This window comes from Pseudomonas sp. TTU2014-080ASC, from assembly GCF_001446935.1.
Classification (GTDB): Bacteria; Pseudomonadota; Gammaproteobacteria; order Pseudomonadales; family Pseudomonadaceae; genus Aquipseudomonas.
The window spans coordinates 83,705-96,477 of sequence record NZ_LKKK01000012.1 but is presented as its reverse complement, the minus strand read 5'-3'; the positions used below and the strand labels follow the sequence as shown (position 1 = coordinate 96,477).

The 12,773-nt window shown below is 59.8% G+C and carries 11 protein-coding genes; 1 reads left to right on the top strand and 10 read right to left on the bottom strand.

Translation table 11 applies throughout. The features are described from left to right. Positions 1–87 precede the first annotated feature (87 nt). Positions 88–1,797 (top strand): dihydroxyacetone kinase subunit DhaL, encoded by a 1,710-nt coding sequence (gene dhaL / locus AO726_RS15165; RefSeq protein WP_058068945.1) that lies wholly within the window; start codon positions 88–90, stop codon positions 1,795–1,797. Between the two features lie 84 nt (positions 1,798–1,881). Here the strand turns inward: dhaL and AO726_RS15160 are convergent, their stop codons facing one another. From AO726_RS15160 to AO726_RS15115, 10 genes are all read right to left on the bottom strand, one after another. Further along, the gene (locus AO726_RS15160; RefSeq protein WP_058068944.1) at positions 1,882–3,147 is read right to left on the bottom strand and encodes an OprD family porin; all 1,266 of its coding nucleotides are present in this window, start codon (positions 3,145–3,147) and stop codon (positions 1,882–1,884) included. A 344-nt stretch (positions 3,148–3,491) separates the two neighbouring features. Continuing rightward, a complete protein-coding gene (locus AO726_RS15155) occupies positions 3,492–4,220 on the bottom strand; it encodes a TorF family putative porin (RefSeq protein WP_058068943.1) in 729 nt (242 codons plus the stop codon). 79 nt (positions 4,221–4,299) lie between these two features. Further along, the gene (locus AO726_RS15150; protein WP_058068942.1) at positions 4,300–5,502 is read right to left on the bottom strand and encodes an MFS transporter; all 1,203 of its coding nucleotides are present in this window, start codon (positions 5,500–5,502) and stop codon (positions 4,300–4,302) included. Between the two features lie 87 nt (positions 5,503–5,589). After that, on the bottom strand, positions 5,590–6,648 hold the full coding sequence (locus tag AO726_RS15145; RefSeq protein ID WP_058068941.1) for a heme-dependent oxidative N-demethylase family protein: 1,059 nt from the start codon (positions 6,646–6,648) through the stop codon (positions 5,590–5,592). A 16-nt stretch (positions 6,649–6,664) separates the two neighbouring features. Continuing rightward, positions 6,665–7,630, bottom strand: coding sequence for a PDR/VanB family oxidoreductase (locus tag AO726_RS15140; RefSeq protein ID WP_058068940.1), 966 nt, complete (start codon positions 7,628–7,630; stop codon positions 6,665–6,667). Continuing rightward, positions 7,627–8,232 carry a dimethylamine monooxygenase subunit DmmA family protein gene (locus AO726_RS15135; protein WP_058068939.1) on the bottom strand — a complete coding sequence of 202 codons (606 nt, stop codon included), beginning with the start codon at positions 8,230–8,232 and terminating at the stop codon, positions 7,627–7,629. The genes AO726_RS15140 and AO726_RS15135 overlap by 4 nt, the downstream gene beginning before the upstream one ends. Before the next feature lie 213 nt (positions 8,233–8,445). Next, positions 8,446–9,870, bottom strand: coding sequence for a gamma-aminobutyraldehyde dehydrogenase (locus AO726_RS15130; RefSeq protein ID WP_058068938.1), 1,425 nt, complete (start codon positions 9,868–9,870; stop codon positions 8,446–8,448). 37 nt (positions 9,871–9,907) lie between these two features. After that, on the bottom strand, positions 9,908–10,714 hold the full coding sequence (locus AO726_RS15125) for an ABC transporter permease (RefSeq protein ID WP_058068937.1): 807 nt from the start codon (positions 10,712–10,714) through the stop codon (positions 9,908–9,910). Beyond that, entirely contained in the window at positions 10,704–11,648 is a 945-nt protein-coding gene (locus AO726_RS15120) for an ABC transporter permease (protein WP_058068936.1), read from the bottom strand. Before AO726_RS15120 ends, AO726_RS15125 begins: the two co-directional genes overlap by 11 nt. Before the next feature lies 1 nt (position 11,649). After that, positions 11,650–12,678 (bottom strand): ABC transporter ATP-binding protein, encoded by a 1,029-nt coding sequence (locus AO726_RS15115; RefSeq protein WP_058068935.1) that lies wholly within the window; start codon positions 12,676–12,678, stop codon positions 11,650–11,652. Positions 12,679–12,773 lie beyond the last annotated feature (95 nt).

Here is a 12,773-nt window from a genome sequence, read left to right as displayed (position 1 = left end):
GAAAATCTGCGGATTATTTTCGGCGTCCGGTGTCATCCATGGCTCCGCTTTGCGCCACTGTCTATCCCTCCCGAACGGAAATCCGCCATGAAAAAACTGATCAATGCAGCCAACACGGTCGTTGAGGACATGCTCGAAGGTGTTGTCCTGGCTAACCAGGAGCTGGCGTTGCTTGAGGGTGAAAACGTCGTTGTGCGCCAGGATTATGAGGCGCTCAAGGCAGCCAACAAGGTGGCGATTATCTCCGGCGGCGGTGCCGGGCACGAGCCTGCCCATGCCGGCTACGTAGGCAGCGGCATGCTCACGGCGGCAGTGGCCGGGCCGGTGTTTACCTCGCCGAGTGTGGATGCAGTGCTCAGTGCAATCATGACTGTCGCAGGGCCAGCGGGTGTGCTGCTGATCATCAAGAGTTACACCGGTGACCGCTTGAACTTTGGCCTGGCTGCCGAAATCGCCCGCACTCAAGGGGTGAAGGTTGAGGTGGTCGTGGTGGGTGACGACGTGGCGCTGGATGATGCCGGTCGTGCTGTGGGCCGTCGCGGGATTGCCGGAACTGTCTTTGTTCACAAAGTGGCGGGAGCTGCGGCGAAGGCGGGGTTGTCGCTGGCTGAGGTTAAGCGTGAGGCCGAGCAGGCGGCTGCTGATCTGTTCAGCATGGGCCTTGGCCTGAGCAGTTGCACGGTGCCTGCGGCAGGTAAGCCGGGTTTTGAGCTGGGCGCGGATGAAGTTGAATACGGGCTGGGCATTCATGGTGAAAGCGGCGTGCGCCGCGAAACCCTGCAAAGCGCAGATGTGATGGTGCAGGCGCTGTTGGATCGCATCTTTGATCAGGGCCGTTTGGTTGCTGGCGAGCGTGTGGTGCTGATGGTGAATAACCTCGGCGGCACGGCGGCTCAGGAGCTGGACATTGTTACCCGCCGTGCCCTGCTCAGTTGCAGCGCCCACGGCTTGCAGGTTGAAGCGGTGATGACTGGGACCTTCCTAACCGCACTGGAAATGCCGGGTTGCTCGTTGTCGTTGATGCGTTGTGATGACGTGCGTTTGCAGCGCCTGTTGTCGCCGACGTCAGCCACCGCCTGGCGTGGGATGACCACGCCTAATCATGCTGTCGTACGTAAAGCTTGCGTGAATGCAGCGGCTGAAGGTGTAGCGCAGGGCGCGGCCTGGCCCGCTGAACACGCGGCTCGTTTCAAGTCCGTACTGACCACAATCACCCGTGCACTGCGTGAGCAGGAACAAAAGCTCACTGAGCTGGATTCAGTGGTGGGTGACGGTGATATCGGTATCAGCCTGGCCCGTGGAGCGCGGGCGATTGAGGATTCGCTGAGCAGTTTCGATTTCCAGCGTCCGGGGCTGGCGCTGCAACAGATTTCTGCGATTTTGCGCCGCGTACTGGGCGGTACATCCGGGCCGTTGTACGCAGTATTTGTATTGCGCGCCGGGGCGAGTCTGGCCAATGCGGCGAACCCGGCTGACGTTGCCAGCTGGGCGGCTGCCTTCCGTGCTGGATGCGACGGCATCGTGCAGTTGGGCGGTGCTGGCGTGGGCGACCGGACGATGCTTGATGCCTTGTTGCCAGCCGCGCAGGCGCTTGAAGCAGCGGCCAGTCAGCCGGCTGTCGAGGCTGCCAAAGCAACTCATGCAGCAGCGGCTCAAGGCGCTGAGGCCACTAAAGACATGCTGCCGCTGAAAGGCCGTTCTTCCTATATCGGCCAGCGTGCGCTGGGTCATGTTGACCCCGGCGCGTATGCGGTGACGATCTGGACGCAGGCGATTGTCGAAGCGTTAAGCGCCTGATCTGAACTGCATTAAAAAGCCGCGCATTGCGCGGCTTTTTAATGTCTGCCGGACGGGAATTTGTTCGTTGTGCCGCTGGCCGGTCTATAAAAGTGACAACGGATAGCTGATGATCAGCCTGTTCTCGTCAAAGCTGGTGTTGTTGCCCCAGTTGCGGCGCATGCTGATGTTGCGCCATTTGGTACTGAGTCCCTTGAGCTGGCCGGACTGCACCACGTAGCCCAACTCGCTTTCGCGGGCGCGCTCGCTGCCAACGGTAATGCCGCTGACATGAGCGTCACTGGCGCGAATGTAACGGTTCATCATGGTCAGCCCCGGAAGACCCAGGGCGGCAAAGTTGTAGTCATGACGCACTTGCCAGGAGCGCTCGCGGGCGTTGTCGAAGCTGGAACTGAAACTGTCGTTGGCCAGCTGTCCGCCGCTGGTGCCGTTGATACGCATCCAGGCATCCTCACCGCTGACCTTTTGCAGACCGATATAAAACGTATGGGCGCCGGTGCTGGCTGAAAGCAAGGCAGATGCCGTGCGGTTATTGAGGTCGCCGGCCAGTGCTTTACCGTCTTCTTTACCGAAGAAATAGCCGAGGTTCGCGCCGAGGGTCCAGTCACCTGCAGGCTGACGGTGGAGTACTTGCAGGTATTGCTGTTGATAGACGTCCTGCAGCTCCGCATGCCAGGCGCCGATCATTGTCTGGTTCTGATTAAAGCTGTATTCGCTGCCGACGAAGTTGAAACGGTCGGACTGGGCGCGGCTCTGGGTATTCATAAACATGTCTTCCAGGCCGCCGTCATTTCGCGGGCTGTTGCTGCGGAACTGGCCGCCGGTGAGCATCAGACCGTCGATTTCTTTCGAGGTGATTTGCGCGCCCTGGAAGGTTTGGGTCAGTGAGCGGCCGTCATCGGAGCGCAGCACCGGTAAGAGCGGCGCCCACTCGCCAACTTTCAGCTCGGTCTGGGATATGCGCATTTTACCGGCGGCGGCCAGACGGCCGAATTGATCCGCTGGGCGTCCGTCATCATGAATCGGCAGCAGCTGCGTGCCTGCGGTGCCGCGCCCACCATCCAGCTTGATCGAATACAGCCCCAAAGCGTCGACACCAAAGCCGACGGTGCCGTCGGTAAAGCCGGATTTGTAGTCGAGAATGAAGTTCTGCGTCCATTCTTCGGCTTTGTCCTGCGTAGTAGCATCACCCAGCATGTTGCGGTTCATGTAGAAGTTGCGCAGGGTCAGTGTGGCGTTGGAGTCTCCGATAAAACCGGAGGTGGATTCTGCTTCAGCCGGTGGGGCGATCAGGCATCCGGCAATAGCCAGTACAGAGGCACAGAGCGGCGAGGTGTGGGCATGATTCATGGGCTTACCTTGAGACGACAACGGCAGTGCTGCGGGCCTGTATGAGTCAGGCTCGCAGTCGAAAAATGGAAGGGCACAGCGACCTGTGCGGCGGGCGATCGGGCTGTATAGCGGCGGGATCAGTGAGTTGATTGCGGCTGGCGGGCCGTCGCCGGAGAGGTGTTGTGCAGAGCCCGCAGATAGTGAGATTTGCCCTTGGCCGGTGCAATCACCTGGGCTCGTAAGTGTTCGTACTGCGAACGCTAATCTGCAAGGAATAAAGCTTTCAGGCTTCAGGCCCCGGCTCATTATGCTGAGCCGGGTATCCGGCGGCTGTATTCGAGCGTGCCGCCGGCGCCGCTTATTTAGAAGCTCTTGCTGACGCTGGCAACTACGGTGGCATCGCAGACATCATCGAAGCCCAGATAGTTGGCGCACTCGCTGTCGCTGGTGTTGGTATCAACGTAGGCCAGACCCCAGTTGAAGCCGAGGATGTCTTTGCTGACTTTGACTTCCCACTCGTTGTAGCGCGATTCAGCGCTGCCGGAGTTGGATACCAGCACGTCATCCTTGTAGTCGACCATGCCGTAGCGCATGGACAGGGTGGTATCCATCGGCAGGCTGGTTTCGTAGCCGATGTAGGTCCAGCTGTAGGCGTTCTCAGCAAAGTCGTCCGAGTACTGGTGACCGAACATCACGCCGTACGCATTGAGGATGGCGTACACCTCAGCGAAGTTCAGATCCCCGGAGTTCTCGTAGACATACTTGGCGTAGCCCACGTCCAGGCTGATGTCGTCGTTGATCTGCCAGAAATAACCGGCGAAGTAGTCGATTTCCTGACGGGTTTTGATATCGAAGCCAAAGTCTACGTTGGAGGTCCAGATGCCTGCGTACAGACCGCTGCTGTGGGACAGCACTGCGGAGGCTTGCAGGGCCGGATCACCCAGGGTTTGCGACTGGCCGCGTGAACGGTAATCGCTGACCAGATCAGCACTCAGGGCGAGGTCAAAGCTGTCGTTAAGGGTGATGGCCTGAGAGGTTGTGGCCACACACAGCGCGAGCATGGCCAGCAGAGATTTGCTAAAAAAACGCATTGTTGGATTCCTTAAAACAGATAAAGGAGGCCCAGCGGTCGCCGCAGCGACCGTGGGCAATGCCAATACAACCGGGTGATCAGGCTACGCTGGCAGCCGGAGTTGCGGGCGCTTTCTGTTGGCGCACCGCGGCCAGTGGAACCAGCGCGGCGAGCAGGGTCAGCAGGACGACACCAACAATGCCCCAACCAACCAGCGTGAAACCGCCGGCCTCAGCCAGCACACCAGTGAAGGCCGGGCCAACCGCGATACCGAGGGTCAGGAAGGCACCGGATGCAGCGGCGATACGGCCTTCGCTATCCAGTTGCGCAGCCAGTGCAGTCAGGTAAGCCAGTGCGTAGAAGTAAGTGGTGGAGATCATCATCACTGCGATGGTGTACATCTGCTTGGAGCTTTCACCCAGCACGTAACCGAGGCTCACTGCGCCAGTGGTGAGGATGCCGATGATCACCGGGGTGCTCATGCCGAAGCGCTTGCCGATCACCGCAGCAGCCAGCGGACCGATCAGGCCGATCACCGATTGCAGGGAGAACAGGCGGCCCAGCTCTTCACCGCTGTAGCCAACGGTCACACCTACCTGCTCAACGAAGGCCCAGCCCATGGTGTCACGCATGGAGAACAGGAACATCGCCGCCATCATGCAGATTGCCGTGGTGGAGAACAGGTTCTTGTGATTGCCGCCGTGCTGAAAATGCGGCGCGTTGGCATGGATGATCGCTTTCTGCGGCATGAAGAAGATCAGAACCAGCATCAGGATGTTGGTGATCGCGATGGCGTAGTACAGACCCGCCAGTCCGCCGCTGCCCATGGCATCGGCATACGCGATCATGACGATGGCCATCAGGCCGACGAACAGGAAGTTCATCTGTCCTGCTGCCTGATCCGGATCTTTGGCGCTGGATACCGATGCGTTACCGCATGCCAGGCACAGACCGGCACCGACACCGGCAATGCAGCGGATGGCCGCCAGCACATAAACATCCGTGATGGACGCGGAGATGATGTTGGCTGCGATGACCACGATAGCACCGGCAATTGCCAGTGTGCGGCGTGGTGCGCGGCCCATGGCCGGAGCCACAATCAGCGAAGCGAGCATGGTGAAGATGAACTCAGCTGACATCAGGAACCCGGCTTGCGCCGCATCCAGCTTGAGGTCACTCATGACCGCACTGATCAGAAACGGTAAGGCGAGAAGGTTGAGAATGCCCACTCCGTACGCAGCTGCGAAGGCGGAAAGGACGAGGCCCCAGTTATCCGGTAGGTATTGACGCAGGTTATTCATATGAGTGCTCCAGTTTTATTTTGCTTGTTTATCGGCACAGTGAGGTTGAGCCTGCGCGCCCTATGCGCAGGCGTTGTAGCAACAGCCTTAACGGCTGAGAGGTTTATCCGGGTGGGCTGCATCTACCGGCAGGCCGTCGTCGTATTGCGACAGCCAGGTCACCGCGGCATCGCGGTAACGGGTAAAGCCCTTGTAATCCACCAGTTGCTGATCGAGTGTCTTGAGCACGCGGTGCATGCGTTTAGCCCACTGCGGGGCAAACTCGGCCAGCTCCTTGAGGCTCACCAGGTATGTGCGAATCGGGAACAACACCGCATTGCTGCGCGGCAGGCGATGCAGGGGTTGCAGCTCGATGCGTAGGTTGACCAGTTCACCGGCGTTTTCCGGGGTGACAATGGTGCGGTCCGGTGCCCAGTCCGGCAGAGTTTCTGCGGAGGTTTCCAGGCGCGGATGAACCGTTACGGACCAGTTCACGCGGCGTACCGGGTGCCCGGCGCGCAGGCGCAGAAGGAACTTCAGCGCGCGGTCGAGCACGCCCATCTCCTGAATCTTCGGTACCGGGCCGTGGAACTCCATAAAGCTCATGCCCAGGTTGAAACGCAGCGAATAATCCGCGCGCTGGGTGGCCATGCCTGCGCCGATGTAGAGGGTGTTGTCACGCTCTTCCAGCACCACAAACTCGCCCTGAGCCTGACGGGTGATGTACTCCAGAGGCTCCAGCGGCAGGGTGGTCGGATCGCCAAAGGTGAAGGTCTGGTCGATGTTCAGCAGGCGGTTGACCCAGTGCCACTGGCTGCCGTTTTTCTCCAGCGTGAAGTGCTCGGGGAAATCCCGTGCGTAGGACTCCATGATCAGCTCCACAACGTCCCACTGCGCTTCCATCATGTGTGGCAGGGAGGCGTAGTGAAAACCCGGATGCTCTTCCAGCGCACGGGCGCGCTCGGCACATTCGCTGATGTAGTGCTCGTCGATATCCAGCGCCGCTTTCATCGCACCTTCACCGAAGGGTACGTGCGGCTCTAGGTTCATCGAGTACATGTACTCGTCTTCCGGGTAAGGAAAAGGCAGGCGCAACACGGCTTCAGCGCTGTTTCGGTAGCTGTAGTCGTCGCGGTAAGTTTCATTTGGTTTGAAGGCTGTGTTCATAGGTATTGCCTCGAATTTAAAGATCGACGACTAAGCGATTGCCGCAGGCGCGGGAGACGCAGGGCATGATTTTCGTATTGGCGTGCTTGTCCTCATCGGACAGCCAGTCGTCGCGGTGCTGAATTTCGCCATCCAGCTCCAGAACAGTGGTTTCACAGTGGCCACAGGCTCCGCCACGGCACAGATACGGCGGGTTGTGTCCGGCCGCTTCGAGGGCTTCGAGCATGGATTGGTCCGGCGAGACTTCCACGCTGATACCCGCGCGGGCGAGGGTGACGGTGAAGGCTTCACCGCTTGAGCCCTGCTCAACAAAGCGCTCGTAGTGGATGTGGCTGTCAGTCCAGCCGAGGCTGTGGGCTGCGTCCACGGTGTCGTCGATCATCCGGCCTGGGCCGCACACGTAAACGTGGCTGCCCAGAGGACGTTTGCTCAGCACTTCGGTGATGTTCAGCGCAGTGCCTTCACCATCCACATACAGGTGCACGGCATCGCCGTAGCGGGCTTTCAGCTCACGGCCAAGACCAGCATGCTCAGGGCCGCGCACGGCGTAATGCACTTCGAAGGGCAGGTCTTTTACGCGCAGCTCTTCCAGTTGTGAAAACACCGGAGTAATGCCCACACCACCGGCGATAAACAGTTGCAGGCGGGCGTGCTTATCCAGCGGGAACAGGTTCACCGGTGCGGTGATTTGCAGTTCATCGCCTTCGTTCAGGGTGTGAATCAGGCGCGAGCCGCCACGGCCATCTTCAACCCGGCGCACAGCGATCTGGTAAGCACTGGAGTCGTAAGGTGAGCCCATCAGCGAGTAAGCGTTGCGGATGGTCTGCTCACCGTTCTTGAGGACCAGCACGATATTGCTGCCACCGGAGAACGGCGGCAGGTGCTTAGCGTCTGGCGAAACCAGGGTCAGCCGACGGATTTCCGGGGTGACATCCTCAATGCGGGCGATGCGCACGCTGAGGGTTCCGTTATTGAACATCATGTGTCGAGTTCCTCCGCTTGCGGCAACTCGCCGGGCACTTCGCCGTCTGCTTTCACCGCCTGAAATGCAGCCAAACGCCGCGAGTAGTGGTCACGCACGATCAGGTCAACGCCGCAGCCGGGGCACTTGAATAGGCGCTGGGTGACGTTTTCCGTGTAGGTGTCGCAGTGCACGCACCACACGCGGCGCACCAGGGTGCCGCTGTTTTCACGCAGGACTTCGTCGCTGTTCAGGTCGAACGCGTTAGCCACCTGCATGGCGGTGCCGATAAAGCTTTCCGAGCCAGACAGATACAGGCGGGTGCCCATATAGGCATTGCTGAGCAGCTCGTTGAGGGCCTGTAACAGCGCTTGGTTACTGTCGAACTGGCACAGTTCGTCCACAGCAAAATCGCGCAGGGCACCGATGTGGTTTTGCCCTGAGAAGGACTCTGTGGAGTACAGCACCGTGGTCGCCTGGCGCTGGGCTTCGGTCATTTCACTGAGCAGGCGCAGGATGGCAACGCCACCGCTGCCCTGTGACGCGAGCACATGGCGCAGACCACCGGCCATGGGCCGCAGTTGGTCGTACACCGGCCGGCTTTTGATTCCGGTAATGAGCATGGAACGTGAACCTCTCGTGTATCGATTGTTGTGGCTACCGCTACGAACGATGAGTGTTTGGCCCTGATCTGAAAAACAAAGCAGGAGTCATGCCATTCAACATATGATCTTATATGTTTTAAGATAGAGGCATTTCGCCATTGCTTTGTTTCTCAGTGCGCCCCGCATTGGGGCGTTTCTACTCAATCGCGCTTCATTTGGTAGCGCAGGGCTTTAGTGTTTCACCATCACGTGACGCACTACGGTGTAATCCTCCAGGCCGTACATGGACATGTCCTTGCCGTAGCCGGAAGACTTCATACCGCCGTGAGGCATTTCAGTGGTTAGCATGAAATGCGTGTTGACCCAGGTGCAGCCGTATTGCAGGCGTGCAGCCAGGCGATGGGCGCGGCCGACATCAGCCGTCCATACCGAGCTGGCCAGGCCATACTCGGAGTCGTTGGCCCAGGCCAGCGCTTGTTCTTCGGTGTCGAATTCGGTGACGGACACCACCGGACCGAACACTTCGCGGCGGACGATTTCATCGTTTTGGCGAGCACCGGCAATGACTGTCGGTTCAATGAAGAAGCCAGGGCGGTCTGCTGCCTTACCGCCGGTGACGATGCGGATGTGCGGCTGCGCCTGAGCACGTTCAATAAAGCCCAACACGCGGTCGCGTTGTTGGGCGGTGATCACCGGGCCAAGCTCCACGCCGTCTTCATCCTGCGTGCCGAGTTTGAGGGTGCTGACCGCTTCGCCGAGCTTGCGCACGAATTCTTCGTAAATGCCTTTTTGCGCATAGATGCGGCAGGCAGCGGTGCAGTCTTGCCCGGCGTTGTAGAAGCCAAATGCGCGGATGCCTTCTACGGCAGCATCAACGTCAGCGTCATCGAACAGAATCACCGGTGCTTTGCCGCCCAATTCCATGTGCGTGCGCTTCATGCTGGAAGCAGTGCTGGAGACGATATTTACGCCGGTGGCCACCGAGCCGGTGAGCGACACCATGCGCACTTTCGGATGGGTTACCAGCGGCTGGCCGACGGTAGCGCCACGGCCGAATACCACGTTGATAACACCGGCCGGGAATACCGGTGCGATCAGTTGGGCCAGCTTCAGCGCGGTCAGCGGGGTCTGCTCGGACGGTTTGAGCACCACGGTGTTACCGGCTGCCAGTGCCGGAGCAAGTTTCCATGCCACCATCATCAGCGGGTAGTTCCACGGTGCGATGGAGGCCACTACACCAATCGGGTCGCGGCGGATCATTGAGGTGTGACCCGGCAGGTATTCACCGGCAGCAGAGCCGGACATGCAGCGCACGGCGCCGGCAAAGAAGCGGAACACATCGGCAATCGCCGGCAGCTCATCGCCCAGCGCTGCGGCATACGGCTTACCGCAGTTCTGCGACTCCAGGCGGGCCAGCTCTTCGGCGTTGGCCGCGATCAGATCCGCCACTTGCAGCAGCAGGGCAGAACGCTGCGCCGGGGAGGTTTGCGACCATTCAGCAAAGGCGGCATCGGCCGCTTCTACGGCAGCTTCCAGTTGCGCTGGGCTGGCCTCAGGGATTTCTACCAAGGTGGTGCCCAGTGACGGGTTGAGCACGGCTTGCGGCTCTCCTTGGCCAGTCACCAGTTGTCCATTGATCAGCAGTTGAGTTTGCATAATTCGCGTCTCGGGTGGTTGCAGTTAATGGATGGAACTACTTGCCGCTGCCTGCTACATCTTCACCGCCCTTGCTCAGGTAGTAAGCGATGAGGATCGGCAGCATGGTCACCAGCATCACCAGCAGGGCGACGACGTTGGTGATGGGTACATCTTTGGGGCGTGAAAGTTGGTTGAGCAGCCAGATCGGCAGCGTGCGTTCGTGGCCAGCGGTAAAGGTGGTGACGATGATCTCGTCGAAGGACAGGGCAAAGGCCAGCATGCCGCCCGCCAGCAGCGCCGAGCCCATGTTCGGCAGCACGATGTAACGGAAGGTTTGCCAGCCATCGGCACCGAGGTCCATTGAGGCTTCGATCAGGTTGTGATTGGTGCGGCGCAGGCGGGCGATCACGTTGTTGTAAACCATCACCACACAGAAGGTGGCGTGACCGATAACCATGGTCAGAATCCCCGGTTCAATGCCGAACGACTTGAACGCCGAAAGCAGGGCCAGGCCGGTGACGATGCCGGGCAGCGCAATCGGAATCACAAACAGCATGGAGATGCTGTGCTTGCCAAAAAACTCGCGACGGTAAAGCGCCCCGGCCGCCAGTGTGCCGAGCACCATGGCAATCAAGGTGGCGATGCTGGCTACCTGCAGGGACAGCTTGACCGCTTCCAGCACATCCGGGCGGGAGAAGGTCAGGCTGAACCATTTCAGGGTGAAGCCCTGCGGTGGAAAGCTGAAGCCCGAGCTTTCGCTGTTAAAGGCGTAGACCACGATCAACAGGATCGGGATGTGCAGGAATAGCAGGCCACTCCAGGCTGCCGCTTTCAATCCCCAAGAGGCGTTCTCAGAGTGCATTGAAGGCCCCCAGACGTTTGACGATGGACAGGTAAATCGTGATCAGCACGATCGGCACCAGGGTGAACGCCGCCGCCATCGGCATGTTGCCGATCGCACCTTGCTGGGCGTAGACCATGTTGCCGATGAAGTAGCCGGGCGGGCCGACCAGTTGCGGCACGATGAAGTCGCCCAGGGTCAGGCAGAACGTAAAGATGGAACCTGCGGCAATGCCCGGAATCGCCAGCGGCACAATCACCTGCCAGAAAGTCTGCGTGGGTCGCGCGCCAAGGTCGGCACTGGCTTGCAGCAGTGACGGCGGCAGGCGTTCAAGCGCTGCCTGAATCGGCAGAATCATGAACGGCAACCAGATGTAGACGAACACCATAAAGCGCCCGAGGTGTGAGGTGGAGAGGGTGCTGCCGCCGACACCGGGAATGCCCAGAATGAACTGCAAAACCGGCTCCAGATGCAGCGTCTGCACCAGCCACATGCTCACCCCGCCCTTGGCCAGCAGCAGGGTCCAGGCGTAGGCCTTAACGATGTAGCTGGCCCACATCGGCAGCATTACCGCGATGTAGAAAAACGCCTTGGTCGTGCCCCGTGTGTAGCGCGCCATGTAATAAGCAATCGGGAAAGCGATCACGGCGCAGCCGAGGGTGACGGCAATCGCCATGCTCAGGGTGCGCAGCAGAATGTCGAAGTTTGCCGGTTGCAGCAGCGCCCTGAAGTTGGCCAGGGTCAGCTCGCTGGACACCTCCATGGTGAAATCATCGAAGGTGTAAAAGCCCTGCCAGAGCAGGTTGAACAGCGACGCCAGATAGATCGAGCCGAACCACAGCAGCGGTGGAATCAACAGCAGCGACAAGTACAGATTAGGCCTGCGGTAGAGCAGGGTAGCGAGCCGCCTCGACAGGCTTTGCTGAGGAAGCTCAACGCTCAGACTCTGGCTCATTTCACACGTCCTCGCGCAGACTGACCATGGCTGCACGGGGCCAGCGCGCAGTCAGACGCTGGCCGATCTGCAGGTTCAACTCTGCCGTCTGCCATTGGTTGTTGGCCTGGCTGACGCTGAAGCTCTGGCCGTTATCCAGACGCAGCTCGTAGCGGGTGGCTGCGCCCTGATACTGAATGTCGTGCAGTACGCCTTCGATCTGCAGCTCATCGCCGCCCAGGGCGTTCGCGCCTGACAGGCGTACATGTTCCGGGCGAATCGAATAAGCACCTGCAGTGCCGAGCAATTGTTGAATGAGATCACCGCGCAGCACGTTGCTGGTGCCGACAAACTCCGCCACAAAGGCGGTGGCCGGTTGCATGTAGAGGTTGCGTGGCGTGTCCACCTGCTCGATGCGACCATTGTTGAAAACGGCCACTCGGTCGGACATAGACAGCGCTTCACTCTGATCGTGGGTGACGAAGATAAAGGTGATGCCGAGCTGGCGCTGGAGCTTCTTCAGCTCGCTTTGCATTTGCTCGCGCAGTTTCAGATCGAGTGCACCCAGTGGCTCATCCAGCAGCAACACGCGCGGGCGATTCACCAGCGCGCGGGCCAAGGCCACACGCTGGCGCTGCCCGCCGGACATGGCCGCCGGTTTGCGCTGGCCGAAGTCCGCCAGGGCCACCATCGCCAGTGCTTCTTCGGCCCGGCGCAGGCGCTCGGCTTTACCCACGCCTTTGACCTTGAGGCCATAGGCGACGTTATCAAGCACGTTCATGTGCGGGAACAGGGCGTAATCCTGAAACACGGTATTCACGTCGCGCTGGTACGGCGGCAGGCCGCTGGCCTCGGCACCGTGAATCTGGATAGAACCGGAGGTGGGTTGCTCAAAACCCGCAATCAGGCGCAGGCAGGTGGTTTTGCCGGAACCGGACGGGCCGAGCATGGAGAAGAATTCACCTTCTTCGATGGCCACTGAGACCCTGTCGACGGCCTTCACATCGCCAAACAGACGGGACACGTCGGTGAATTGCACAGCAACAGTCATAAGAACTCCAAGAACCCGGAAGTGCATCTGCCAGACCGTGGCAACCAGCCCGGCAGATGCGGCAAACAAAGCAGCAAGGCTTGCCGTGCAGGTGC

Coding starts and splice junctions, on each gene's coding strand:
- dhaL (WP_058068945.1), top strand. CDS start 88: ATGAAAAAACTGATCAATGCAGCCAACACGGTCGTTGAGGACATGCTC.
- AO726_RS15160 (WP_058068944.1), bottom strand. CDS start 3,147: ATGAATCATGCCCACACCTCGCCGCTCTGTGCCTCTGTACTGGCTATT.
- AO726_RS15155 (WP_058068943.1), bottom strand. CDS start 4,220: ATGCGTTTTTTTAGCAAATCTCTGCTGGCCATGCTCGCGCTGTGTGTG.
- AO726_RS15150 (WP_058068942.1), bottom strand. CDS start 5,502: ATGAATAACCTGCGTCAATACCTACCGGATAACTGGGGCCTCGTCCTT.
- AO726_RS15145 (WP_058068941.1), bottom strand. CDS start 6,648: ATGAACACAGCCTTCAAACCAAATGAAACTTACCGCGACGACTACAGC.
- AO726_RS15140 (WP_058068940.1), bottom strand. CDS start 7,630: ATGATGTTCAATAACGGAACCCTCAGCGTGCGCATCGCCCGCATTGAG.
- AO726_RS15135 (WP_058068939.1), bottom strand. CDS start 8,232: ATGCTCATTACCGGAATCAAAAGCCGGCCGGTGTACGACCAACTGCGG.
- AO726_RS15130 (WP_058068938.1), bottom strand. CDS start 9,870: ATGCAAACTCAACTGCTGATCAATGGACAACTGGTGACTGGCCAAGGA.
- AO726_RS15125 (WP_058068937.1), bottom strand. CDS start 10,714: ATGCACTCTGAGAACGCCTCTTGGGGATTGAAAGCGGCAGCCTGGAGT.
- AO726_RS15120 (WP_058068936.1), bottom strand. CDS start 11,648: ATGAGCCAGAGTCTGAGCGTTGAGCTTCCTCAGCAAAGCCTGTCGAGG.
- AO726_RS15115 (WP_058068935.1), bottom strand. CDS start 12,678: ATGACTGTTGCTGTGCAATTCACCGACGTGTCCCGTCTGTTTGGCGAT.